Below are 25330 nucleotides of genomic sequence, written 5' to 3'. Positions count from 1 at the left end.
TATCAAACCGAAATACGGAACCGAGAATCTGATGAGTGACTATAAATCGACCCTGAATTTGCCGGAAACAGGGTTCCCTATGCGTGGCGACCTCGCCAAACGCGAACCGGGAATGCTGGCGCGTTGGACCGATGATGACCTGTACGGCATCATTCGTGCAGCCAAAAAAGGCAAAAAAACCTTCATTCTGCATGATGGCCCTCCTTATGCGAATGGCAGTATTCATATTGGTCACTCGGTTAACAAGATTCTGAAAGACATTATCGTTAAGTCCAAAGGACTGACGGGCTATGACTCGCCTTACGTTCCGGGCTGGGACTGCCACGGTCTGCCGATCGAGCTGAAAGTAGAGCAGGAATACGGCAAGCCGGGCGAGAAGTTCACCGCCGCAGAATTCCGCGCCAAGTGCCGCGAATATGCCGCTCTGCAGATCGAGGGTCAGCGTAAAGATTTCATCCGTCTCGGCGTGCTGGGCGACTGGTCGCATCCGTATCTGACCATGGACTTCAAAACCGAAGCCAACATCATTCGCGCGCTGGGTAAAATCATCGGCAACGGCCACCTGCATAAAGGCGCCAAGCCGGTGCACTGGTGCGTAGACTGCCGTTCCGCGCTGGCGGAAGCGGAAGTGGAGTATTACGACAAGACTTCTCCATCCATCGACGTGGCATTCCACGCGGTAGATAAAGCCGCGGTGCTGGCGAAATTCGGCGTCGCCGACGTCAACGGCCCGGTGTCGCTGGTTATCTGGACCACCACCCCGTGGACCCTGCCGGCTAACCGCGCCATCTCCCTGTCGCCAGAGTTCGACTATGCGCTGGTGCAGGTGGACGGCCAGACGCTGATCCTGGCGAAAGACCTCGTTGAGAGCGTGATGAAGCGCGTTGGCGCGGCCGATTACACCATCCTGGCGGCGGTGAACGGCGCCGAGCTTGAACTGATGCGTTTCCAGCATCCGTTCCTCGATTTCGACGTGCCGGCGATCCTTGGCGACCACGTGACGCTGGATGCCGGTACCGGTGCGGTGCATACCGCCGGCGGCCACGGTCCGGACGATTACACGATCAGCCAGAAATACGGTCTGGAAATCGCTAACCCGGTTGGCCCGGACGGGGCTTATCTGCCAGGCACCTATCCGTCTCTGGACGGTATCAACGTCTTCAAAGCCAACGATATCATCGTTGAGATGCTGCGTGAGCGCGGCGCGCTGCTGCATGTGGAAAAAATGCAGCACAGCTATCCGTGCTGCTGGCGCCACAAGTCGCCAATCATCTTCCGCGCCACCCCGCAGTGGTTCGTGAGCATGGATCAGAAAGGTCTGCGCGCGCAGTCGCTGAAAGAGATCAAAGGCGTGCAGTGGATCCCGGACTGGGGCCAGGCGCGTATCGAATCGATGGTCGCCAACCGTCCTGACTGGTGCATCTCCCGTCAGCGTACCTGGGGCGTGCCGATGTCGCTGTTCGTGCATAAAGAAACTCACGAACTGCACCCGCGTACCCTTGAGCTGATGGAAGAAGTCGCGAAGCGTGTTGAAGTCGACGGCATCCAGGCGTGGTGGGATCTCGATTCCCGCGACATCCTTGGCGATGACGCTGACAGCTACGAGAAAGTGCCGGATACCCTCGACGTCTGGTTTGACTCCGGGTCGACCCACTCTTCCGTGGTTGACGTGCGTCCGGAATTCGCCGGTCACGCCGCCGATATGTATCTGGAAGGCTCCGACCAGCATCGCGGCTGGTTCATGTCCTCTCTGATGATTTCCACGGCGATGAAAGGCAAAGCGCCATATCGTCAGGTACTGACCCACGGCTTCACCGTCGATGGTCAGGGCCGCAAAATGTCCAAGTCTATCGGCAACACCGTTAGCCCGCAGGACGTGATGAACAAGCTGGGCGCCGATATCCTGCGCCTGTGGGTGGCTTCCACCGACTACACTGGCGAAATGGCGGTCTCTGACGAGATCCTCAAACGCGCCGCGGACAGCTATCGTCGTATCCGTAACACCGCGCGCTTCCTGCTGGCCAACCTGAACGGTTTCGATCCGGCAAAAGACATGGTCAAACCGGAAGAGATGGTGGTGCTGGATCGCTGGGCGGTCGGCTGCGCGCAGGCGGCACAGGAAGATATCCTGAAAGCCTACGAATCCTACGACTTCCACGAAGTGGTGCAGCGCCTGATGCGCTTCTGCTCCATTGAGATGGGCTCGTTCTACCTCGACATCATCAAAGACCGTCAGTACACCGCCAGGGCGGACAGCGTGGCGCGTCGCAGTTGCCAGACCGCGCTGTTCCACATCGTGGAAGCGCTGGTGCGCTGGATGGCGCCGATCATGTCCTTCACCGCGGACGAAATCTGGGGTTACCTGCCGGGCGAGCGTGAGAAATACGTCTTTACCGGCGAATGGTATCAAGGTCTCTTCGGTCTGGCCGACAACGAAGCGATGAATGACGGCTTCTGGGATGAGCTGCTGAAAGTCCGTGGCGAAGTCAACAAAGTGATTGAACAGGCGCGTGCGGATAAGAAAGTCGGCGGCTCGCTGGAAGCCTCGGTGACGCTGTATGCTGATGCCGATCTGGCCGCTAAGCTCAACGCGCTGGGCGATGAATTGCGATTTGTCCTGTTGACCTCCGGGGCGAACGTCGCAGACTATGCGAGCGCGCCTGCTGATGCCCAGCAGAGCGAACTGCTCAAAGGGCTGAAAGTCGCATTGAGCAAAGCTGAAGGTGAGAAATGCCCGCGCTGCTGGCATTACACCACCGATATCGGCAAGGTGGCGGAACACGCGGAAATCTGCGGACGCTGTGTGAGCAACGTCGCCGGTGACGGCGAGCAACGTAAATTCGCCTGATGAGTAAATCGATCTGTTCAACGGGGCTACGCTGGCTGTGGGTGGTCGTAGCCGTGCTGATTATCGATCTGGGTAGCAAATTCCTGATCCTCCAGAACTTCGCTCTGGGGGAGACGGTGCCGCTGTTCCCGTCGCTTAATCTGCATTATGCCCGCAACTATGGCGCGGCCTTTAGCTTCCTCGCCGACAGCGGCGGCTGGCAGCGCTGGTTCTTTTCCGGGATCGCCATCGGCATTTGCGTGGTGCTGACGGTGCTGATGTACCGTTCGAAGGCGACGCAAAAGCTGAACAATATTGCCTACGCCCTGATTATCGGCGGCGCGCTGGGCAACTTGTTCGATCGCCTGTGGCACGGCTTTGTGGTCGATATGATCGACTTCTACGTCGGCGACTGGCACTTCGCCACTTTCAACCTCGCCGATAGCGCTATCTGCATCGGCGCGGCGATGATTGTGCTGGAAGGCTTCCTGCCGAAACCGACCGCAAAAGAGCAGGCGTAAATGTTAATGCCGGGTGGCGCCACGCCTGCCCGGCCTACAGAATGTGTGGTCTCCCGTCGCCCGGTAAGCGTAGCGCCTCCGGGCAACAGGTGACCGAAAACAAGCGAGCAATTTGCATGTCTAAATCCGTACAGAGCAACAGCGCGGTTCTCGTTCACTTCACGCTGAAGCTGGACGATGGATCCACCGCCGAGTCCACCCGTAACAATGGCAAACCGGCGCTGTTTCGCCTCGGCGACACCTCCCTGTCTGAGGGGCTGGAGCAACAGCTTCTTGGTCTGAAAGAGGGCGAGAAAAAGGCCTTTTCGCTGGAGCCTGACGCCGCATTTGGCGTCCCGAGCCCGGACCTGATTCAGTATTTCTCTCGCCGCGAGTTTATCGACGCCGGCGAGCCGGAGATCGGCGCGATTATGCTCTTTACCGCAATGGATGGCAGCGAAATGCCTGGCGTGATCCGTGAAGTGAACGGCGATTCCATCACCGTCGACTTCAACCATCCGCTGGCCGGGCGCACCGTTCATTTTGATATTGAAGTGCTGGAGATCGATCCGGCGCTGGAGGATTAACATGCAGATCCTGTTGGCTAACCCGCGCGGCTTTTGCGCTGGCGTTGACCGCGCTATCAGCATTGTAGAAAACGCGCTGACGCTGTACGGCGCGCCGATCTATGTTCGTCATGAAGTGGTGCATAACCGCTATGTGGTGGATAGCCTGCGCAAGCGCGGCGCCATTTTTATCGAACAGATCAGCGAAGTACCGGATGGCGCGATCCTGATCTTCTCCGCTCACGGCGTATCGCAGGCGGTACGGAATGAAGCGAAGAGCCGCGATCTGACGGTGTTCGACGCCACCTGTCCGCTGGTGACGAAAGTGCATATGGAAGTCGCCCGCGCCAGCCGCCGTGGCGAAGAGTCGATTCTGATCGGCCATGCCGGGCACCCGGAAGTCGAAGGCACGATGGGGCAGTACAATAACCCGCAAGGGGGCATGTACCTGGTCGAGTCGCCGGAAGACGTTCTCAAGCTGGAAGTCAAAAACGACGCCCGGCTGTCGTTTATGACCCAGACCACCCTCTCGGTGGATGATACCTCGGATGTGATTGACGCGCTGCGCGCGCGTTTCCCGAAAATCGTCGGCCCGCGCAAAGACGACATTTGCTATGCCACCACTAACCGTCAGGAAGCGGTGCGCGCGCTGGCGGAGCAGGCTGACGTGGTGCTGGTGGTTGGTTCGAAAAACTCCTCCAACTCAAACCGTCTCGCCGAACTGGCGCAGCGGATGGGTAAGGCGGCTTACCTGATTGACGATGCCTCCGATATTCAGGAAGCGTGGGTCAAGGATGCGGCCTGCGTTGGCGTGACGGCGGGCGCGTCGGCGCCGGATATTCTGGTGCAGAACGTCATTACCCGCCTGCAGGAGCTGGGCGGCGGCGAAGCCGTACCGCTGGAAGGCCGGGAAGAGAATATCGTCTTTGAAGTGCCGAAAGAGCTGCGTGTGGATGTCCGTGAAGTAGAGTAAGTTCTTTCCGTCAGCAGTATGAGAAGATGCCAGACTTAACGTCTGGCATTTTTTTTAGGGAGAAACCATGCGCTTACCGATCATTCTTGATACAGACCCGGGCATCGACGATGCTGCCGCTATTGCCGCGGCGCTGTTCGCCCCTGAGCTGGATCTGCAACTGATGACCACCGTGGCGGGCAATGTCTCGGTAGAGAAGACGACCCGTAACGCGCTGCAGCTGCTGCACTTCTGGCATGCCGATGTGCCGCTGGCGCAGGGCGCCTCGATGCCGCTGGTGCGTCCCCTGCGCGATGCCGCCTCGGTGCATGGCGAATCCGGTATGGAAGGGTATGACTTTGTTGAGCATCACCGGCAGCCGCTGGCGAAGCCGGCCTTCCAGGCGATCCGCGATGCGCTGATGCATGCTGCCGAGCCGATCACTCTGGTGGCGATTGGCCCATTGACCAATATTGCGCTGCTGCTGACCCAGTATCCGGAATGCCTGTTCAACATTCGCCGGCTGGTGATCATGGGCGGCTCGGCGGGCCGGGGCAACTTTACGCCGAATGCCGAATTCAATATTGCCATCGACCCGGAAGCCGCCGCGAAAGTCTTCCACAGCGGGCTGGAGATTGTCATGTGTGGGCTGGACGTCACCAATCGGGCGCTGCTGACGGCGGATTATCTGGCGACCCTGCCGACGCTGAATCAGACCGGTAAAATGCTCCATGCGCTGTTTAGCCACTATCGCAGCGGCAGCATGAGTAGTGGTCTGAGAATGCACGATCTCTGCGCTATCGCCTGGCTGGTCCGCCCGGAACTGTTCACCCTACAGCCGTGTTTTGTGGCGGTGGAGACGCAGGGAACCTGGACCGCCGGCGCCACGGTGGTGGATATCGAAGGGCGACTGGGCCAGCCGTCCAATGCCCAGGTGGCGCTGGATATCGATGTCGAAGGGTTTCAGCGCTGGGCGGCGGAGGTGATCGCCCTGGCGCCGTGATCGTTGATGGCGTGCGGTTCATACCTGTTGATGCGGATCCACCACGTTACACCACAGTTCGCTCGCTTCATCCGTCCACATCAGGAGTAACAGCGAAGCGAAGCGTTCTGCGGCGGCGGAAAGTGGGCGATTTTTTACACGGATCATGCCAAGCGTTCGTCTGATGACGGGTTCCACGAGCGGTACGCTTACCACTGTGCCCTTAGTATTTTGCGGCATAGCCAGACAGGGTAGTGCCGATACGCCAAGTCCCGCTTCCACCAGACCCAGGGAGGTGGATAAATGTCTCACTTCATAAAACCAGTCCAGCTTCCACGGCTTATCCGCCAGGCAACTTTCAATCAGCTGCCGATTACCGCTCGAACGCCTGACGCCAATTAACCTTTGCGAGGTGAGCTCCCGCCATTCCACCAGTTTTTTACTGGCCAGCGGATGATCCATTCTGCAGGCCAGGACAAAGGGTTCGTTGACCAGTGGACTAAATTCGATATCGGGATGTGTGATGAAGTTCATATTTATACCAAAATCGACTTCCCCCTTTCTCACCGAAGCCATGCAATTTTCTATACCTTGTTCATAAATTTGTACTTTGATATGCGGATAGCGCTGATTAAATTGAACGATAGCGCGAGGTAAAAAATAAAAGACGGCGGTGGGAATACAGGAAAGTGTAATCGTATCCTGGACATGAGAAGTCAGGTTGCTGACGTCAAAGATGGCGGCATCCAGACTGGCAATCAGCGATTTTGCTTTCGGTAACAACATTGCTCCCGCCTGCGTAAGCTGGATTTTTCGGGTGGTACGCTGGAACAGGGCAGTATTGAGATTGCTTTCTAATTTTTTTATTTTTCGCGTCAATGCTGGCTGTGTCAGATTAAGGATCTCGGCGGCTTTACTAAACGAGCCAAGTTCAGCCACGGTAACAAAGGCTTTCATACCGGATAGTTCATTGTGCATTATGACTCCCTAAGCGTAAAGAGGCTTTAAACCTTATAGTAAGGCAGCGTTAATTATCATAGTGGTGATATTTGTTATTCATGTTTTGTAGGAATAAATCTTATTTTTTAATGTTATCAATCACCAAAACCCTTGCAAGTAGAATTCTCGGGTAAACGGTTTGGCGAACAATGAAATAATAAAGTTAATAAAAAACTTTAAATTCATTAAGTGTATTAAATACGCGCCTGACGTTTATTTGATTTCATCTTCTCTATTTGTAAGGAGCGTGTTATGAAAAAAATTCCGTGCGCACTCATGCGTGGCGGCACATCAAAAGGGGCCTTTCTGTTAGCGGACGATCTCCCGCAGGATACGCAGCAACGTGACGAGGCGTTATTAACCATTATGGGTTCTGGCCATGAGCTGGAAATCGATGGTATTGGCGGCGGGAGCCCGCAAACCAGTAAGGTGGCGATTGTCAGTCAATCAGCCAGTCAGCAGGCGGATGTGGATTACCTGTTTGTTCAGGTCATTGTCAATGAGCGGCGAGTGGATACTACGCCAAATTGCGGCAATATGCTCTGCGCCGTGGGGGGATTTGCCATCGAAAAAGGACTTGTCGCGGCAACCTCTCCGATAACACGGGTGCGCATTAGGAACGTGAACACCAATACCTTTGTTGACGCAGATATTCAGACCCCGAATGGACAGGTGGTTTATGAAGGAAGCACGCATATTGATGGCGTGCCGGGACACGCCGCGCCCGTTAGCCTGACTTTTCTGAACGCTGCAGGGGCAAAGTCCGGCCAGCTTTTCCCCACCGGCAATCGGGTGGATATTTTTGATAATATTCGCGTGACGTGTATCGATATGGCTATGCCGATGGTGATTATTCCGGCGCATAGCCTGGGCAAAACAGGATATGAGTCAGCAAATGAATTAGATCAGGATAAAGACTTTTTTCAACGTCTTGAATCAATCCGTAAACAAGCCGGCGCGGCAATGGGATTTGGCGACGTATCAAATATGGTAATCCCTAAACCTGTGCTGGTGGCGCCGCCACTGCAGGGCGGAACCTTAAGCGTGCGTTATTTTATGCCGCATAGTTGCCATAAATCGTTAGCGATCACCGGCGCCATCGGCCTGGCGAGCGCCTGCATTATTGTGGATACCGTGGTTAACGAAATGACCCGCATGGCGGGGGATGGCTTAATTAAAGTTGAGCATCCCAGCGGGAGCATTGATGTGAGTCTGAGTAATACTGATGGGCAGCCAGAAAGCATTCGCGCATCGGTTATTCGTACGGCCCGTAAGATCCTTTCGGGAATGGTTTACCTGCCTGATTAATCATCTTTCCAGACAATTTACAGGTTATTTGAACGGGAAACTCTCTCTTCACTGACGTTTTATCAATGTCTTAATATGATTAATTCTGGGATGGAATTAAAATGGATAAAAAATCGTTATGGAAGTTAGTCGTTATTATAGCCATACCGCTACTCATTAGTTTATTTCCCGCGCCAGAAGGGTTGACCGAGCTGGCCTGGATACTGTCAGGTATTTATCTGGCAGCGATCGTTGGGTTAGTGATTAAACCCTTTTCCGAACCGGTTGTCTTGTTAATCGCCGTTGCGGCCTCCATGGTGGTAATCGGTAATTTAGGTGATGGCACCATAAAAACATCGAGTGTCTTAAGCGGCTATGCTTCCGGCACCACCTGGCTGGTTTTCTCGGCTTTCACTCTCAGTGCTGCATTTGTCATTACCGGTCTGGGCAAACGCATCGCCTATATTCTCATTGGCAAGATAGGCAGCACCACGCTGGGATTAGGCTATGTCACCGCTTTTTTGGATCTGATCCTGTCGCCCGCGACGCCATCAAATACCGCGCGCGCCGGCGGTATCGTTTTACCGATCATAAATAGCGTGGCCGTGGCTCTGGGCTCGGAACCTGAACATAGTGCGAAGCGCGTTGGTCATTATCTGATGATGAACGTCTATATGGTCACCAAAACCACCAGCTATATGTTTTTTACGGCGATGGCCGGCAATATTCTGGCGCTCAAGATGATTGAAGATATTTGTCATATCAAATTAAGCTGGGGCGGATGGGCGCTGGCCGGCGTGTTGCCAGGCATCATAATGCTGTTAGTGACGCCGCTGATTATCTATAAGCTTTATCCACCTGAGCTGAAGAAGGTCGATAACAAAGCGATAGCCAAAGCCGGGATTGAAGCCTTAGGGCCGATGACGTTACGGGAGAAAATGCTCTCCCTCCTGTTTGTCATGGCGCTGGGCGGTTGGGTATTCAGTAAATCGCTGGGCGTGAACGAATCAACGGTCGCGATTTGTGTGATGGCCTTGATGTTGGTGTTAAAAATCGTCAGCTGGGATGACGTGATTAAGAACAAAGGTGGCTGGAACACCTTAATTTGGTACGGCGGGATTATCGGCTTAAGCTCATTGTTGTCCAGCGTGGGTTTTTTCTTATGGCTGGCGGATTTGCTGAAAAATAACATTTCTTTTGGCACACACTGCACGCTTGCCTTCATCATCATCGTAGCGTTGAGCATTGTGGTCCGTTATTTCTTTGCTTCCGGTAGCGCCTATATTGTGGCGATGGTGCCGGTTTTCGCTATGCTGGCTAATGTCTCTGGTGCGCCGATTATGCTCACAGCTCTTGCTCTGCTGTTTAGTAATTCCTATGGCGGAATGGTCACTCATTATGGCGGTGCGGCAGGTCCGGTTATTTTTGGCGTGGGATACAATGATATTAAGTCGTGGTGGATTATTGGCGGTATATTGACCCTGCTGACTTTCCTCTTACATATCACCGTAGGCGTGTGGTGGTGGGAGATATTAATGTACTGGAAAATAATCTAATTTGGATTTGAAGCGTTAAGCGCCTGTGAGTTATTTGCATCACCTGCTTTTAATAATGTATATCTTTTGAATAAGGAATTATCTATTGATGTCACCAGTCGCAATTACCTTGTCACTGCTGTTATTTTCAATTGTGATGTTTATTTGGGAAAAGATTCCGCTGGCTGTCACGGCAATGATTGTGTGCATTGCTTTAGTCGTAACCGGCATTTTTGATGTGAAAATGGCGTTTGCCGGATTTATTAATCAAAACGTCATTTTATTTGTGGCGATGTTCGTGGTCGGTGGCGCCCTGTTTGAAACCGGGGTCACCGATAAGATTGGCGGCATAGTGACGCGTTACGCCAGGTCTGAGAGGCAGCTCATCGTTATTATTATGCTGGTGTGTGGCATTCTTTCCGGGTTTTTATCCAATACCGGAACGGCTGCGGTACTGATACCGGTGGTCATCGGTACCGCTATCAAATCTGGCTATGCGCAATCTCGTCTGCTTATGCCGCTGGCGTTCGCTTCGGCGCTGGGGGGAAACTTATCCCTGATCGGCTCGCCGGGAAATTTGATTGCGCAGTCGGCGCTTGAGCAAGTTGGGCAACGCTTTGATTTTTTCGAGTATGCCAAACTCGGTATTCCCATGCTGCTTTGCGGGATCATCTACTTTTTGACTATCGGCTATAAACTGCTACCGGCAAAATCGGGCCATAGTAGTGCAAATGCCAGCAAGAGCAAAAAAGTTAGCTGCCCAAAATATAAGCAAGTGATTGCCGTGCTGGTCCTGGTATTTACCGTGCTGGGAATGATTTTCGAAAATATCATCGGCTTACCCATTGCGGTTATTGGCTCCGTTGGCGCTTTACTGCTGGTGATCAGCGGTGTGATTACGGAAAAGCAGGCTTATCAGTCTATCGACTCGCAGACTATTTTTCTGTTCGGCGGAACCTTAGCGTTAGCGAAAGCGCTTGAAACCACCGGCGCTGGAGAAATCATGGCGCGCTCTGTTATCGATCTGCTTGGCCAGCAGGCTTCGCCATTCTTACTGTTAAGCGCAGTATTGATTATCTCCTGCCTGTTAACCAATTTTATGTCAAATATGGCAACGGCCGCCTTACTTATCCCGATTGGTTTGTCTATCGCCAATTCAATGGGGGCTGACTCGCGGGCGGTGCTGATGGCCATCGTGATCGGCTGTTCATGCGCCTATGCGACGCCAGTAGGCACCCCGGCGAATATGATGATTTTTTCCGCAGGAGGCTATCGGTTTATCGATTATGTACGGGTTGGTCTGCCGCTAATAGTCATATCGATTATTGTGAGTTTTATTTTACTCCCCCTCTTTTTCCCCTTCTATCCGTAGGCGTAGAGAGGTAGGGAAACTTTATCATTTTATCTACAGCAAAGGACGCAAGTCATGATTACATTACACGAGCATGGGGTTTATTTATCCCAGCAGCACGGTATTATTGCGGAACAATCATGTTCATTTCCCGTCGAAAAGGAAATTGCACGCAAGGGAACTATTTCGTGGTCAATTTTGTCATCCCACAGTCGTTCAGGCGATGAACGGAAGTTAAAAATTAAATTTGATTCCATGGCCTCCCATGATCTTACCTTCGTTGGCATTATTCAGACAGCGAAAGCGTCCGGGATGACGCGCTTTCCGCTGCCATATGTTTTAACCAATTGCCATAATTCACTTTGCGCGGTGGGCGGCACAATAAACAGTGATGATCATATTTTTGGCTTAACGTCGGCACAGAAATACGGCGGAATTTATGTTCCGCCACATATTTCCGTTATTCACCAGTATATGCGTGAGATGATGGCTGGCTGCGGTCAAATGATACTGGGGTCGGATAGTCATACCCGCTACGGCGCTCTGGGCACGATGGCGGTGGGCGAAGGGGGCGGGGAGTTAGTCAAACAGCTGCTCGGCAGTACCTGGGATATTGATTACCCTGAGGTTGTCGCAGTGTATTTAACCGGCAAACCGGCGGCTGGGGTCGGGCCGCAGGATATTGCATTAGCGATTATCGGCGCGGTGTTCAAGAGCGGCTATGTCAAGAATAAGGTCATGGAGTTCGTCGGCCCCGGCGTGGGCAGTATGTCGACTGATTTCCGAAACAGCATTGATGTGATGACCACCGAGACCACCTGTCTGTCCTCTATCTGGCAGACGGATGATGAGACGCACCATTTCTTACGCCTTCATGGCAGGGAGAAAGACTATCGGGCGCTGTCGGCAAAAGACATGGCGTACTACGATGGTTGCATTGAGGTCGATCTAAGCGCCATTAAGCCGATGATCGCGTTACCGTTTCATCCTGCCAATGTTTATGAAATCGCCACGCTTAATGAAAACCTGACGGACATTTTACGTGAAGTGGAAGTGGAGTCGGAGAAAATTTCTCTTGGCCGCGCAAAGCTGTCGCTGTTAAACAAAATTGAGAACGGCAAATTACGCGTCCAGCAGGGGATCATTGCCGGTTGCGCCGGAGGTAACTATGTCAACGTGGCCCAGGCGGCTCAAGCTCTGAAGCACCACGCCTGTGGGGATAATATTTTCTCGCTCTCTGTTTATCCCTCCTCGCAACCGGTGCTGATGGCGTTAAATAAAAAGGGGTTAATTAACGATTTAATGAGCTCAGGGGCAATTGTTCGCACGGCATTCTGCGGCCCTTGCTTTGGCGCCGGCGACACGCCGATGAATAATGGCTTAAGTATCCGGCACACGACGCGTAATTTTCCCAACCGTGAAGGCTCTAAACCGGGCAATGGCCAAATGTCCGCGGTGGCATTAATGGATGCCCGCTCGATTGCCGCTACGGCCATCAACGGCGGGTTGTTGACGTCTGCAGCAGAGCTCGATTGCTGGCAGGACGCGCCAGAATATGAATTTGATGCTTCGTCCTACAAGAGCCGGGTTTATCAGGGCTTTGTAAAAGGGGTGACGGATCAGCCAATGATCTATGGCCCGAATATTAAAGACTGGCCGGAAATGAATGCGCTAACGGAAAATATTCTGCTGGTGGTGGCGTCAAAGATAATGGATCCAGTGACCACCACTGACGAACTGATCCCATCCGGTGAAACGTCATCGTTTCGTTCTAATCCGTTAGGGCTGGCTGAATTTACGCTGTCCCGTCGCGATCCTGACTATGTTGGGCGCAGCAAAGCTATTGCCGCTATGGAGCAACAGCGCGTTAACGGTGAGGATCTGTATAGCAGCTGTCCGCAGCTGGGCAATATTTTCTCACAACTGCGACTGCTACCTGGCCAGGAACAGATTTCCGTTGAACAGACGGAGATTGGTAGCATGGTCTATGCCGTCAAACCCGGCGATGGCTCGGCGCGCGAACAAGCCGCGAGCTGCCAGCGGGTACTCGGGGGCCTGGCCAATATCTGTCAGGAATATGCGACCAAGCGCTATCGCTCGAATATCATTAACTGGGGAATGCTGCCGCTGCAGATGAAGCAGGCGCCAGACTTCGAGGTCGGCGACTTTATCTTCATTCCGGGAATAAAAAGCGCGCTGGCGGGCGAGCTGAGCGATATCACCGCTTATGTCGTCAGTGAGAAAAAGCCGATTCAGCAGATTAGCCTCTATATGGAGAAATTAACTGCCGACGAGCAGGCGATTATTCAAGCCGGCGGACTCATTAATTATAATAAAAAACAATTAACTACTGGTCATTAATTGGTTTTCTCCCGTGCTGGCAGCCTGCTCGCTGCCAGCCATTCTTTGTCGCCAAAACCCGCTTTTTTGTGCCAGCACAGGAATCGCAGCTGGATAATCATTTAATCTGCCTTTTATTTCGTGGGGCTAAGGCGCTCAATCAGGCCTGCGACCAGTGACGTTATTCTCATGGAGAGAGGCAATGACCTATGGACAGGCGTATTTAAGCGGCTGGAAAGAGACCTTTAATTTTAGCGGCCGGGCCAGCCGACAGCAGTTCTGGACGTTTTTTCTTATCAATCTACTGATCGCCAGCGCGCCGCTGGCCGTCTGGTGGCTGGCAACCAGCTTTAACCCTCAATACGGCATCCTCAGTTTTGTTGTTATTCCCTTTGCTGCGCTGTGGTTGCTGCTGATGACTCTCCCTCTGCTGGCGATCGGCTGCCGGCGGATGCATGATATCGGCCGCTCCGGGCTCTGGTTCGTGCTGGGGGGTATCATTCCGTGGTTTGCGGTTATTTCGCTGGCGCTATGCTGCCTGCGTTCAGCGCCGGCACCGTCTCGCTGAGATAATCAATCATCGCCCGCATTCTGGCGGGCATATGCTTATCTCCCGCCCAGAGCAGCCACAGATCGCCGGAGTAGCTGCTGATAAATTCCCATTCGGGCAGCACCTGCACGATATCGCCATTCGCCAGCGCCTCGCGGGCGGTGAACAGCGGCAGGCTGCCGATCCCTAAATGCTGCCTGACCGCGTCGAGGCGCACGGCGGTATGGTTGGCGGCGTACCGCCCGTATGTTTGCACCGTTTCGGTTTTCCCTTCCCGACGGAACTTCCAGCGCGCGTCGGCGGGCGTTTCGCCAAGGCTGATGCAGCTGTGCGCGCGCAGTTCCTGCGGCGTGCGCGGCATACCGTGGCGCTGTAAATAGACCTCAGTGGCGCAGATAACGTGCGTGACTGGCATCAACGGTTTGCCATGCAGACCGGGCGAGGGGGTATCGGTGATGCGTAACGCCAGATCGATACCGTCATCGATAAAATCCAGAGGGCGATCTTCCAGCCGCAGGCAGACGTCAACCTGCGGGTAACGCTGAAAAAACGCTATCATCAGCGGATGGATCACGAAGCGGCCGACGGCTTTCGGCACGCTGAGCGTCAGCTTTCCCTGGGCGACCGTTTGGCGACTGCCGGCGGAATCCATCGCCTGTCGCGCCGCTTCCAGCATCTGCTGGGCATGCTGATACACCGTTTCCCCGGCATCGCTCAGACGCAGCTTGCGGGTGGTACGCTGCAGCAGTTTGCAGCCCATCTCTCGCTCCAGCCGCGACACGCTGCGGCTAACGGCGGAAGGGGTAATGCCGCTCTGGCGGGCGACGGCGGAGAAGCTGCCCTGGTCGACGATCTGGACGAAAAGGGCAAGGTCGGGCAGGAGGCTGAGATTCATTTGTGCTCCCGGAGCAAGAGTGCATTGGCTGGTGATAGGATTATCGCTGTCGGTATTAATAATATACTGGGCGGACAGAGAGGAGAATCACTATGACTGAACGGGTTTATTACACCAGCGACGCTACCGATGGGCGCGCCCAGATCATCGCCTGCACTGCGGAAGCGGATGGCCGCTACGCCATCGAACTGGATCGGACGCTGTTTCACCCGCAAGGGGGCGGTCAACCGGCGGATCGCGGCTGGATAGCTGGTCAGGCCATTGAGACGGTTATTGTGCGTGGCGACAGCGTGCTGCATATTCTGTCGCAACCGCTTCCCCTCGGTGAAGTGGAGATGAGAATAGATGCCTCCGCGAGACAACTGCATGCCCGCCTGCATTCCGCCGGCCACCTGCTTGGCCTGGCGGGCGAACAGCTTGGCTGGCAACCGGTGAAAGCGCACCACTGGCCTGGCGAGGGGCGGATCGCTTTCACCGGCGGGAACCACGCCGTGATACCCGACGCCAGCGCGCTGCTGAGCCAGGTGAAGGCATGGCAGGCGCAGGACCTCCCGCGTCAGGTGATCTTCGCTGAGGGTTTGCGCATGGTGGGGTTTGGCGAACTGCCCGCCTATCCCTGCGGTGGCACACATGTCGCCCGCCTGGCGGAGCTGGGCGACATTCTTATCAGTGAGATTAAGATGAAGAAGGGGCAGCTGGTGGTCAGCTATTCCCTGGCGTAAACGTTTCAGACCTGCTCAGGGGAGGTCTGTTTGCCGCGATAAATACGCTCCGGTCGACCAACCTTGCCGTAGCTGATTTCCGCTTCCAGAAAGTCGTTCTTCACCCCTTGTTCCAGATAACGGCGGGCGGTGGTTTTGCTGCTGCCAAGGATACGCGCCAGCGAGTCGGCGGTATGCACCACCGCCGGGTCGGCAAACAGCTGGAGTACGCGCTGAAAGGTGCTTTCATCGATTCCGCGTAGCGGCGCGCTGGCCGGTTCCGTCTGTTCCCGAGCCTGAATATTAAACAGCGCATCGACGTGGATCTGGCTGGCCTGTTCGCTGGAACGCAGCGAGCTGCGATAGCGAGCGAAACGCTCCAGGGTGTGCTGCAGGCGCTGATAGTGCACCGGCTTAATCAGATAGTCGAACACCCCCAGGCGCAGTGCTTCGCTGATGGTATCCATATGATTATCAGCGGTAATAAAGATAATCCGCCCCTTGTAATGGGTACTGACCGCATGGCGGATCAGGTCGATACCTTTGCCGTCAGGTAAGAAATTATCCAGCAGGATCAGCTGCGGTTGATACAGTCTGAGTTGTTTCCTGGCGCTCTCGAGTTTATCCGCAATGCCAATGACGTCGAACTGGGGAAACTGTTTGATGTTATCCACCAGGATCTCCGCCAGCATAGGTTCGTCTTCAACGATAAGAGTGGTGATGCTATCCATGATGTTCATCTCGGGTCAGGGGAATATAAAGAGTAAAGATGGTGCCAAAAGGTATGTTATTTTCGACGACGATGCTGCCGCCTGCCTGTTCCACGTAGCTGCGAACCAGCCAGAGTCCGATGCCATGATCTTTGCTGACGCTGCTGGTGACGCCGCGCTCGAAGATCCGATCGCGCAGCGTCTCGTCAATGCCGCATCCCTGATCGGCGACCTCGATAATCACCTCGTGGCCGTCACTGTTGATCAGGCACTCTATCTGCCTTGAGCCCTGCGGCTGTTGCAGGCTGGCATTGTAGGCGTTATCAAGCAGATTCCCCACGATCGAGATCCATTCGTTGTGAGAAAGGGCGGTGGGTAATCTGTCGACGAAGCAGGCCGGATCGAAAATCAGCTCAAGTCCAAGCTCTTTGGCCCGGTAATATTTGCCGATCAACAGCCCGGCCAGGTGGTTGTCCTGGAAATTACGCGCGATAAAATCGATGACCTTCTGGTGACTTTCCGACTGCTGTTGGATCAGATCCAGCGCATGATCGTAGCGTTTAAGAAACAGCAGGCCGGCGATGGTGGAGATCAGATTGCGATGCTCATGCTGCACGGCGCGCAGGTTATCGGCATATTGTTGTACCTGGCTAAGCTGCAGGCTGAGGGTGTTGATATCGTCTTTACTACGAAAGCTGATCACCCAGCCCTGTGGCTCATTATTTAAGATCACCGCCATCCGGCTGGCGATCACTTTGATCTGATTGAAGGTGACGATCTCGTCTTTTTTATTGGTCTGCGGCGCATCGTAGAAGAAAGCCTCCTGCGAAATCACGCTGCTGATCCCTTTACCAATAAGCGTTGTTTCCGGTTGGCTCAGGTTGAGCAGCCGGCGGGCAGTCTGATTAATCGCGGTGATCTTGTAACGGGAGTCGATGGCGATAAGCCCTTCGAACACGGATTCAAACAATACGCTTTGCTGGATCAACAGCTGCGACAGCTGTTGGGGTTCCATATTCAGCATCTGCTTTTTGATATGCAACGAGAAGCGGCGGGCGCAGTAGAGCAGGAGCAGTAACATGATCGCCATCGGGATCAGCAGCGAGCTTATCTGCAGGCTGAGCCAGTTCTCTAACTGTTCAATGGTATAGCCTACCGACACAATGCCGATCACCTTGCCGGTCTCGTCCTGAATCGGTGATTTACCGCGCAGCGAGGAGCCCAGCGAGCCTTTGCGCACTGACACGTAGCTTTTCGCGTTTAATAGTGCTTCATCGCTATCGCCGCCCTCCATCGATTTGCCGATTTCATCAGGGTTGACGTGATAGAGGCGCTGGCCGTTAGCATCACCGACGGTGATATAGGTGGCGTCGGAGAACGAACGCATGGGGTCGATAAGCGCTTTGATTCTGGCGAGGTCGCGTTTCTGAACCGCCTCAACCAGCTCCGGCATCGCCGAAATCTGCATTGCCTGAATCAGCGCCCGCTGCCCGACCTGGTAATGCAGACGCTCTTCGGTAATGTCGGTCAGATACCATGACATCGCCAGCATAACGATCGTCGAGGTGAATAAGATCAGCAGGAAGATGCGATTCTGAAACGATCGCCTGGCAAACCAGTGGGTGATTTTTCGGGTATACATAGCGCCAATAGACATTAAATGATTAGTTTCCCCGTTTCGCGGCCCGAGAACCCGCAGATGGCGCACAGAACCGCTAATTTCAGAAAAGTGATCGATGGCAAAGGGGCGTTGTTAATCCTGACCCGGAGGCGGGGCAACGGCCACGCCTCCGGGGAGGACGCCGGCCTACATCGCCAGCACGTACTTGAGCATCACCCCGGCGGCGATCGCCGAGCCGATCACCCCCGCCACGTTCGGGCCCATCGCGTGCATCAGCAGGAAGTTCTGCCCGTCCGCTTCCAGACCCACCTTGTTCGACACCCTTGCCGCCATCGGCACCGCCGACACCCCGGCTGAACCGATCAGCGGGTTGATCGGGTTCTTACTGAACCTGTTCAGCAGCTTCGCCATCAGCACCCCGGCGGCGGTCCCCACGCAGAAGGCGATCACCCCCAGCAGCAGGATCCCCAGGGTCTGCGGCTGCAGGAACTTGTCCGCCACCAGCTTGGCCCCCACCGACAGCCCGAGGAAGATGGTCACGATGTTGATCAGCGCGTTCTGCACCGTATCGCTCAGCCGCTCCACCACCCCGCTCTCGCGCATCAGGTTGCCGAAGCAGAACATCCCCAGCAGCGGCGCGGCGTCCGGCAGCAGGAGCGCCACCAGCAGCAACAGCACCGCCGGGAAGAGGATCTTCTCCCGCTTACTCACCGTACGCAGCTGCACCATGCGGATCTTCCGCTCCTTATCCGTGGTCAGCGCCTTCATGATCGGCGGCTGGATCAGCGGTACCAGCGCCATGTAGGAGTAGGCGGCCACCGCGATGGCCCCCAGCAGCTCCGGCGCCAGCTTGCCCGACAGGTAGATGGCCGTCGGTCCGTCGGCGCCGCCGATGATGCCGATGGCCGCCGCCTGCGGCAGGGTGAACGAAATCAGGCCGAAGTAGTTCAGCGTCAGCGCCCCGAGGACGGTGGCGAAGATACCGAACTGCGCCGCCGCCCCCAGCAGCAGGGTCCGCGGGTTGGCCAGCAGCGGGCCGAAATCGGTCATCGCCCCGACGCCCATAAAAATCACCAGCGGCGCGATGCCCGAGCCAATCGCCACCTTATAGAAGATGGCCAGCACCCCGGCGGAGTAGCCCATGTCCACCGCCAGGCTCTCCATCTGCCCCTGCACCGACGGCAGGGCCAGGGCCAGCGCCTCCTTAATGGCGTGGACGTCCGGCGCGCAGTGGAGCTTCGCGGCAATCACCGCCAGCTGCGCCGGGTCGTGGTGGGCCAGCAGGCTCTCCAGGGCGCTCAGCGCCAGGCCGGCCTCCGGGATGTTCGACAGCAGGCCGCCGAAGCCTATCGGCAGCAGCAGCAGCGGCTCGAACTTCTTCGCGATCGCCAGCCAGAGCAGCAGCAGGCTGACCAGCAGCATCACCGCCTGGCCGAACCCCAGGTGCATCAGCCCCATCCCCTGAATCAGGGCGTTCAGACTTTCCATTTCCGCTCCTCGTCGTTACGCCAGCTGCAGCAGGGTGTCGCCGACCGCCACCGCGTCGCCGGCTTTCACCGCGATACCGCGGACGGTCCCGGCATGAGCGGCGCGGATTTCGGTCTCCATCTTCATGGCTTCCAGAATCAGCAGCACCTCGCCTTCGGCCACCGTCTGGCCTTCCGCGGCAATGACCTTCCAGATAGTGCCCGCCAGCGGCGCGGTGACCGGGGTGCCGGCGCCGGCCGGGGCGGCGGCCGGAACCGGTGCGGAAGACGGGGTGGCCGCCGTCAGCTGGCTGACGTCGCCGCCGTCGCTGACCTTCACCACAAAGGCTTTGCCTTCCACTTCCACGGTGTAGACGCCGGAGGCGGCGGCTTTCGCCGGCGCGGCAGGCCTGGCGTCTTCCACCTGCGGCACCGGTTCAAAGGCCGCCGGGTTATGGCGGTTTTCGAGGAACTTCAGGCCGGGCTGGGGGAACAGGGCCACGGTGAGCACGTCGTCGATGGCGTTCTCCGCCAGCTGAATATTCTTCTCCCGCGCCTGGCGCTTCACATCGGCTTCCAGCTGCGCCAGCTCCGGCTTCAGCAGGTCCGCCGGGCGGCAGGTGATGGCTTCAGCGCCGTCCAGCACCCGGGCCTGCAGGGCGGCGTTCACCGGCGCCGGCGTGTGGCCGTACTCACCTTTCAGAATACCGGCGGTCTCCTTCGCGATGGTTTTGTAGCGCTCGCCGGTCAGGACGTTGAGCACCGCCTGGGTGCCGACAATCTGCGAGGTCGGGGTGACCAGCGGGATGAAGCCGAGGTCCTCGCGCACGCGGGGGATTTCCGCCAGCACTTCATCCAGACGGTGGGCGGCATTTTGCTGCTTCAGCTGGCTTTCGAGGTTGGTGAGCATCCCGCCCGGGACCTGGGCGACCAGAATGCGGCTGTCGGTGCCTTTCAGCTGGCCCTCGAAGGCGTGGTACTTCTTACGCACCTCGCGGAAGTACGCCGCGATGCTCTCCAGCTTGTGGATATCCAGCCCGGTGTCGTGCTCAGTACCCGTGAGGGTGGCCACCAGCGCTTCGGTGGCCGGGTGGCCGTAGGTGGCGCTCATCGAGGAGATGGCGGTATCGACGCCGTCGACGCCGGCTTCAATGGCCTTCAGCAGGGCCATCTCCGCCATGCCGGTGGTGGCGTGGCAGTGCAGGTGCAGGGTGACGGCAAAGCGTTTTTTGATTTCGCTGACCAGCTCAAAGGCGGCGCCGGGGGTGAGAATGCCGGACATGTCTTTAATCGCGATGGAGTCGACGCCGGTCTCCAGCAGCTGTTCGGTGAGGTCGAGCCAGGTCTGCAGGGTGTGGGCCGGGCTGGTGGTGTAGCTCAGGGTGCCCTGGGCGTGGGCGCCGTGGCTGCGGACCGCCTGCAGGGCGGCCTGCATGTTGCGCGGGTCGTTCATGGCGTCGAAGACGCGGAAGACGTCCATGCCGTTTTTGACGGCGCGCTCCACGAAGCGTTCGACCACGTCGTCGGCGTAGTGACGGTAGCCGAGCAGGTTCTGGCCGCGGAGCAGCATCTGCAGCGGGGTCTTCGGCATCGCCTTTTTCAGCTCGCGCAGGCGGACCCACGGGTCCTCGCCGAGGAAGCGGATGCAGGCGTCGAAGGTGGCGCCGCCCCAGCACTCAAGCGAGCGGTAGCCGACGTCGTCAAGCTGAGCGGCGACGGGGAGCATATCGTCGAGACGCAGACGGGTGGCGAACAGGGACTGGTGGGCGTCGCGCAGGACGACATCGGTAATGGCAACGGTCATGAATTCCTCCGTGAATTAAGGGTGAAGACGGCGGTGGTGGTGAATGGCGGCGACAATCGCCGGCTTTAAGCGGGCGAAGTCGTCGGCGGGCGCAACGGCGGGCAGTGGCGTCGCTTTCGGCGCCGCAGCCGGTTCGGGGAAGAAGCGGTTGACGGCGGCGGACATCCCCTGGATGGCGAAAATCAGCAGAAACAGAAACGCCAGCACGAACCCCATGCCGAGGCACATCAGGGTGAAGCCTTCACCCAGCAGTACAGCTTCAGTCATTGAAAGACCCTAAAGTAAGGGCACGACGGCGTGTTTGAAGGCTAACCAAACGATACTTCCGGCTAAGGAGTAGGGGGGATTTCCCGAAGCCGCCCCCGGCTCTGGCCCCTAACTGGCATCGCTGTGGTTGACGCTCAAACATCGCCATCGTGCGTGTTGGTTACATCATCATGCCGAACACAATGCTGGCGATGACCAGCACAATACCGCCGCCCAGACGGGAGGAGATTTGCGCATAAGAGATAAGATTCATACGGTTACAGGCAGAGAGCACTTCCAGGTCGCCTGAGCCGCCGCGGTTAGCCATGCACAGGCCTGCGGTGATGGCGGATTCGATCGGGAAGAAGCCAATCATCCAGCCGCCGATGGCCGCCCCGACGACAGCACCCACGACGATTACCGCAGCGATGATGACGTTCGCGAAGGTAATCGCGTCGATAATTTCCTGCAGGTCGGTGTAGCACACGCCGACCCCGACCATCAGTACCCACAGCAGCTGCTTAGAGAAGAAGTCAGACAGGCGTTTGGCCCCGGCTTTGATCTCCGGCGAGCAGAGGCCGGAAGCGTTCAGCGCCGCGACGATCAGCACCATCCAGGCGAAATAGTGGATTGAGACACCGCCAATGCTTGGCAAAATTTTCTTGGCAATGACGTAGGCCAGCAGGAAACAGGTGGTGGCGAGCACCAGGCCGACTGCCGTTTCGCGATGGGTAATCTGGCCTGCTTTTTCATCATCATCAACTTTAAAGGAGGCTTTACGTACCAGTTCGCCTTCCCCGCTCAGCCAGGTGTGTTTTTTACCGATAATATCGAGCAGCGCGGCAAAAACGATGGCGAAGATATTGGCGATGGTCAGAATGGCAATCGCGGTGGAGTAGTACTCTTCACGGGAGCGGCCGGTGACGGAGTGATAAATTTCAGACAGCGGAACCGCGCCTGCGCCGTTGCCGCCGCCCATAATCGGCAGGACGTACAGCATCATGATGCGGTCTACGGAAATACCGAAGCACAGGCCGATGATAATCCCGAAGATAGATGCGCCGAGGATCCCCATAAGGATCGTCGGAATATAACCCAGCAGCGATTTCAACAGTAGTTTACGGTTAACCGAGAGAATGGCGCCAGTTATCAAAACTGCGATGAATAAGTTCAGGAAGTTGCTTTTATCCATCACATTAGTGATTGCATCAATTTCTTTTTGAGTAAAAATGCCTGCGTAAACGAAATAAGCGGCGACGAGAAAGATCATCACCGGCGCGCCGCCAATATATTTATTAAATATCGGCAGCCGTTTGCCAATCTCGCCAAAGATGGCGCCGATAATAAACATAATGGCAAAGCCGCCAACCAGGTCGGTGGGTAACGCATTAAAGAAGTGGGAAAGTAATAGCGTAATTAACGCAAACGCATAAAGGGGTAACGGCATGCCGAAGATTTTAAATCCCAGCAGGTCGCTTACGCCCTTTTTCTCCGTCGCCGGAGCCTGGCTCATGTTAGTCATAAACGTTATCCTGTTTATCAATGAAGTAATAAGACCGGCGCATAGTAATAAATAGATTCAGTGTTAAGGTGTGATAACCTTCACTGAATACTCGTGTTTTTAATTAATTTAATTATTTTTATTATGCTGAATGAATTAACAACATAAAAACCATAAAGCCAATTAAGCGACGGGAAAAATTGTGATTTAAATACAAGAATCGATAGCCGAACGCTGGCGAAATACAGGTCGTTTTGGAATAACGAAGCGCTAAAAAATGACTCTGATATTAAAACGCGTTCTGCTACGGAAGGATAAATCGCGGCGAGAGGCGATTGACCTCTTTCTCCGTCAGCATCAGCTCTCATTAGAGGCTGATTGCGAAATGGCCATTGTCGCCGAGTATCAGCAGCGGCTGGTCGGCTGCGGCGCCATCGCCGGCAACGTCCTGAAGTGTATCGCTATCGACCCCTCGCTGCAGGGGGAGGGGCTGAGCCTTAAGCTACTGACAGAATTACTCACCCTGGCCTACGAGCTGGGGCGCAGTGAACTGTTTTTATTCACTAAGCCCTGTAACGTCGCGCTCTTTGCCGGCGCCGGATTCTGGCCAATCGCGCAGGCCGGCGATCTCGCCGTGTTACTGGAAAATAGCCGCGAACGGCTGACCCGCTACTGCCGCCAGCTGGCGATGTACCGTCAGCCGGGACGCAAAATAGGCGCTATCGTGATGAACGCCAACCCGTTCACGCTCGGCCACCGCTGGCTGGTGGAGCAGGCGGCCCGTCAGTGCGACTGGCTACACCTGTTTGTGGTGAAAGAGGATGCCTCCCGTTTCACGTATCAGGATCGCTACACGCTAATCGAAAAAGGGATTGCCGGCATCGACAAGGTAACGCTGCATCCCGGTTCGGCATACCTCATCTCGCGGGCCACCTTCCCTGGCTACTTCCTCAAAGAACAGGGGGTGGTGGACGACTGCCACAACCAGATCGATCTCCAGCTGTTCCGCGAACATTTAGCCCCGGCGCTGAAGATAACCCATCGTTTTGTCGGCACTGAGCCGCTGTGTTCGCTGACTCGCCATTACAACCAGCGCATGAAAGCGTTGCTGGCAGCGCCAGGCGACGCGCCGCCTGTTGAGGTGGTTGAGCTGGCGCGGATCGAAAAAAACGGCGGGCCGATATCGGCTTCCAGGGTGCGCGAACTGTACCGGCAGCGCAACTGGCAGGCGGTGGCGGCGCTGGTGCCGCCGGGAACCCTCTCTTTTCTGATGCAACTGGCGGAAAGCGAACATCAAACCGCCTGATTTTTACGCCATAACAAAGGATTTGCCTCTATGGAAATGAAGATTGACGCCCTGGCCGGCACGCTGGAGTCCAGCGATGTGATGGTCAGGATTGGGCCGGCGACGCAGCCGGGCATTCAACTGGAGATCGACAGCATTGTGAAGCAGCAGTTTGGCGATGCGATTGAGCAGGTGGTCAGAGAAACCCTGACGCAGCTCGGCGTTAGCCAGGCCAACGTGGTGGTGGATGATAAAGGGGCGCTGGAGTGCGTTCTGCGCGCCCGGGTTCAGGCTGCGGCCCTGCGCGCGGCGCAACAGTCTCAATTGCAATGGAGCCAGCTATGAAACCACGTCGCAGTATGCTGTTTATCCCCGGCGCCAATGCCGCCATGTTAAGTACTTCATTCGTTTACGGCGCCGATGCGGTGATGTTCGACCTTGAAGATGCCGTTTCGCTGCGCGAGAAAGATACCGCTCGCCTGCTGGTGTATCAGGCGCTGCAGCATCCGCTGTATCAGGATATCGAAACCGTGGTGCGCATTAACCCGCTAAATACGCCGTTTGGTCTGGCCGATCTGGAAGCGGTGGTACGCGCGGGTGTGGACATGGTACGTCTGCCGAAAACCGACAGCAAAGAAGATATTCATGAACTGGAAGCCCACGTTGAGCGGATTGAACGCGAGTGCGGCCGGGAAGTGGGTAGCACCAGGCTTATGGCGGCCATCGAGTCGGCGCTGGGGGTGGTAAACGCGGTCGAGATCGCCCGCGCCAGCCCGCGTCTGTCGGCCATCGCGCTGGCGGCCTTCGACTACGTTATGGATATGGGCACCTCCCGCGGCGACGGCACTGAGTTGTTCTATGCCCGCTGCGCCGTGCTGCATGCTGCGCGGGTCGCCGGCATCGCCGCCTATGACGTCGTGTGGTCGGATATTAATAATGAAGAGGGCTTCCTCGCGGAAGCGAATCTGGCGAAGAACCTCGGCTTCAACGGGAAATCACTGGTCAACCCGCGCCAGATCGAACTGCTGCACCAGGTCTATGCCCCGACGCGAAAAGAGGTCGACCATGCGCTGGAGGTGATTGCCGCGGCGGAAGAGGCAGAGTCGCGCGGTCTGGGCGTGGTGTCGCTGAACGGCAAGATGATCGATGGACCGATTATCGACCACGCGCGCAAAGTGGTGGCGCTTTCAGCTTCCGGTATTCGTGATTAAG

General features: G+C 56.1%; 22 protein-coding genes. 14 read left to right on the top strand and 8 right to left on the bottom strand.

Annotated features, from left to right (window positions below; genetic code table 11):
• Positions 1 to 31 precede the first annotated feature (31 nt).
• From ileS to rihC, 5 genes are all read left to right on the top strand, one after another.
• On the top strand, positions 32 to 2848 hold the full coding sequence (gene ileS, locus ABLV04_RS21810; protein ID WP_180266020.1) for an isoleucine--tRNA ligase: 2817 nt from the start codon (positions 32 to 34) through the stop codon (positions 2846 to 2848).
• Positions 2848 to 3348 carry a signal peptidase II gene (lspA, locus tag ABLV04_RS21805; RefSeq protein WP_023291926.1) on the top strand — a complete coding sequence of 167 codons (501 nt, stop codon included), beginning with the start codon at positions 2848 to 2850 and terminating at the stop codon, positions 3346 to 3348. The genes ileS and lspA overlap by 1 nt, the downstream gene beginning before the upstream one ends.
• Before the next feature lie 116 nt (positions 3349 to 3464).
• The gene (fkpB, locus tag ABLV04_RS21800) at positions 3465 to 3914 is read left to right on the top strand and encodes an FKBP-type peptidyl-prolyl cis-trans isomerase (RefSeq protein WP_023291927.1); all 450 of its coding nucleotides are present in this window, start codon (positions 3465 to 3467) and stop codon (positions 3912 to 3914) included.
• 1 nt (position 3915) lies between these two features.
• A complete protein-coding gene (gene ispH / locus ABLV04_RS21795; RefSeq protein ID WP_002887979.1) occupies positions 3916 to 4866 on the top strand; it encodes a 4-hydroxy-3-methylbut-2-enyl diphosphate reductase in 951 nt (316 codons plus the stop codon).
• A gap of 67 nt (positions 4867 to 4933) precedes the next feature.
• Positions 4934 to 5848, top strand: a complete 915-nt coding sequence (rihC, locus tag ABLV04_RS21790; protein WP_180266019.1) for a ribonucleoside hydrolase RihC — start codon at positions 4934 to 4936, stop codon at positions 5846 to 5848.
• Between the two features lie 18 nt (positions 5849 to 5866).
• On the opposite strand, the gene ABLV04_RS21785 is transcribed toward rihC, so the two are convergent.
• Complete coding sequence (locus tag ABLV04_RS21785; protein ID WP_048336374.1) at positions 5867 to 6805, bottom strand: LysR family transcriptional regulator; 939 nt, start codon at positions 6803 to 6805, stop codon at positions 5867 to 5869.
• A gap of 273 nt (positions 6806 to 7078) precedes the next feature.
• Here ABLV04_RS21785 and ABLV04_RS21780 point away from each other — a divergent pair, with 273 nt between their 5' ends.
• The 5 genes from ABLV04_RS21780 to ABLV04_RS21760 all read left to right on the top strand — a co-directional run bounded on the left by ABLV04_RS21780 (position 7079) and on the right by ABLV04_RS21760 (position 13907).
• Positions 7079 to 8134 carry a 4-oxalomesaconate tautomerase gene (locus tag ABLV04_RS21780; RefSeq protein WP_117136456.1) on the top strand — a complete coding sequence of 352 codons (1056 nt, stop codon included), beginning with the start codon at positions 7079 to 7081 and terminating at the stop codon, positions 8132 to 8134.
• A gap of 101 nt (positions 8135 to 8235) precedes the next feature.
• Positions 8236 to 9669, top strand: coding sequence for an anion permease (locus tag ABLV04_RS21775; protein ID WP_180266018.1), 1434 nt, complete (start codon positions 8236 to 8238; stop codon positions 9667 to 9669).
• A gap of 88 nt (positions 9670 to 9757) precedes the next feature.
• Positions 9758 to 11020 carry an SLC13 family permease gene (locus ABLV04_RS21770; protein ID WP_048336377.1) on the top strand — a complete coding sequence of 421 codons (1263 nt, stop codon included), beginning with the start codon at positions 9758 to 9760 and terminating at the stop codon, positions 11018 to 11020.
• A 54-nt stretch (positions 11021 to 11074) separates the two neighbouring features.
• Positions 11075 to 13360, top strand: coding sequence for a hydratase (locus ABLV04_RS21765; protein ID WP_048336378.1), 2286 nt, complete (start codon positions 11075 to 11077; stop codon positions 13358 to 13360).
• 181 nt (positions 13361 to 13541) lie between these two features.
• A complete protein-coding gene (locus tag ABLV04_RS21760) occupies positions 13542 to 13907 on the top strand; it encodes a DUF805 domain-containing protein (protein WP_048336379.1) in 366 nt (121 codons plus the stop codon).
• Here ABLV04_RS21760 and ABLV04_RS21755 read toward each other — a convergent pair.
• Positions 13855 to 14784 (bottom strand): LysR family transcriptional regulator, encoded by a 930-nt coding sequence (locus ABLV04_RS21755; RefSeq protein ID WP_048336380.1) that lies wholly within the window; start codon positions 14782 to 14784, stop codon positions 13855 to 13857. The genes ABLV04_RS21760 and ABLV04_RS21755 overlap by 53 nt on opposite strands.
• 92 nt (positions 14785 to 14876) lie before the next feature.
• On the opposite strand from ABLV04_RS21755, the gene ABLV04_RS21750 reads away from it, so the two are divergent.
• The gene (locus tag ABLV04_RS21750; protein WP_110238206.1) at positions 14877 to 15506 is read left to right on the top strand and encodes an alanyl-tRNA editing protein; all 630 of its coding nucleotides are present in this window, start codon (positions 14877 to 14879) and stop codon (positions 15504 to 15506) included.
• A gap of 5 nt (positions 15507 to 15511) precedes the next feature.
• Here ABLV04_RS21750 and ABLV04_RS21745 read toward each other — a convergent pair whose 3' ends face one another.
• From ABLV04_RS21745 to citS, 6 genes are all read right to left on the bottom strand, one after another.
• Positions 15512 to 16216, bottom strand: coding sequence for a response regulator (locus tag ABLV04_RS21745; RefSeq protein WP_048296651.1), 705 nt, complete (start codon positions 16214 to 16216; stop codon positions 15512 to 15514).
• Positions 16209 to 17837 (bottom strand): sensor histidine kinase, encoded by a 1629-nt coding sequence (locus ABLV04_RS21740; RefSeq protein WP_086075196.1) that lies wholly within the window; start codon positions 17835 to 17837, stop codon positions 16209 to 16211. Before ABLV04_RS21740 ends, ABLV04_RS21745 begins: the two co-directional genes overlap by 8 nt.
• A 165-nt stretch (positions 17838 to 18002) precedes the next feature.
• Positions 18003 to 19304: an oxaloacetate decarboxylase subunit beta gene (locus ABLV04_RS21735; protein ID WP_023291143.1), complete on the bottom strand. Its 1302-nt coding sequence runs from the start codon at positions 19302 to 19304 to the stop codon at positions 18003 to 18005.
• A 15-nt stretch (positions 19305 to 19319) separates the two neighbouring features.
• The gene (gene oadA, locus ABLV04_RS21730; protein WP_180266015.1) at positions 19320 to 21086 is read right to left on the bottom strand and encodes a sodium-extruding oxaloacetate decarboxylase subunit alpha; all 1767 of its coding nucleotides are present in this window, start codon (positions 21084 to 21086) and stop codon (positions 19320 to 19322) included.
• Positions 21087 to 21101: 15 nt separating this feature from the next.
• Positions 21102 to 21353 carry an oxaloacetate decarboxylase subunit gamma gene (locus ABLV04_RS21725; protein WP_050533897.1) on the bottom strand — a complete coding sequence of 84 codons (252 nt, stop codon included), beginning with the start codon at positions 21351 to 21353 and terminating at the stop codon, positions 21102 to 21104.
• A gap of 160 nt (positions 21354 to 21513) precedes the next feature.
• A complete protein-coding gene (gene citS, locus ABLV04_RS21720; RefSeq protein WP_023291938.1) occupies positions 21514 to 22854 on the bottom strand; it encodes a citrate/sodium symporter CitS in 1341 nt (446 codons plus the stop codon).
• A 256-nt stretch (positions 22855 to 23110) separates the two neighbouring features.
• Here citS and citC point away from each other — a divergent pair, with 256 nt between their 5' ends.
• From citC to citE, 3 genes are read left to right on the top strand one after another with little or no spacing between them, the layout of a single operon-like run.
• The gene (citC, locus tag ABLV04_RS21715) at positions 23111 to 24139 is read left to right on the top strand and encodes a [citrate (pro-3S)-lyase] ligase (protein ID WP_032429095.1); all 1029 of its coding nucleotides are present in this window, start codon (positions 23111 to 23113) and stop codon (positions 24137 to 24139) included.
• 30 nt (positions 24140 to 24169) lie between these two features.
• Positions 24170 to 24463: a citrate lyase acyl carrier protein gene (citD, locus tag ABLV04_RS21710; protein WP_023291940.1), complete on the top strand. Its 294-nt coding sequence runs from the start codon at positions 24170 to 24172 to the stop codon at positions 24461 to 24463.
• Positions 24460 to 25329: a citrate (pro-3S)-lyase subunit beta gene (gene citE, locus ABLV04_RS21705; RefSeq protein WP_023291941.1), complete on the top strand. Its 870-nt coding sequence runs from the start codon at positions 24460 to 24462 to the stop codon at positions 25327 to 25329. Before citD ends, citE begins: the two co-directional genes overlap by 4 nt.
• Position 25330 lies beyond the last annotated feature (1 nt).

The sequence above is a fragment of the Klebsiella sp. JN_Kp127 genome (assembly GCF_040062505.1).
Lineage (GTDB): Bacteria > Pseudomonadota > Gammaproteobacteria > Enterobacterales > Enterobacteriaceae > Klebsiella > Klebsiella quasipneumoniae.
Note: the sequence above shows the minus strand (reverse complement) of the source record. Positions and strands in the feature narration are given on the sequence as shown.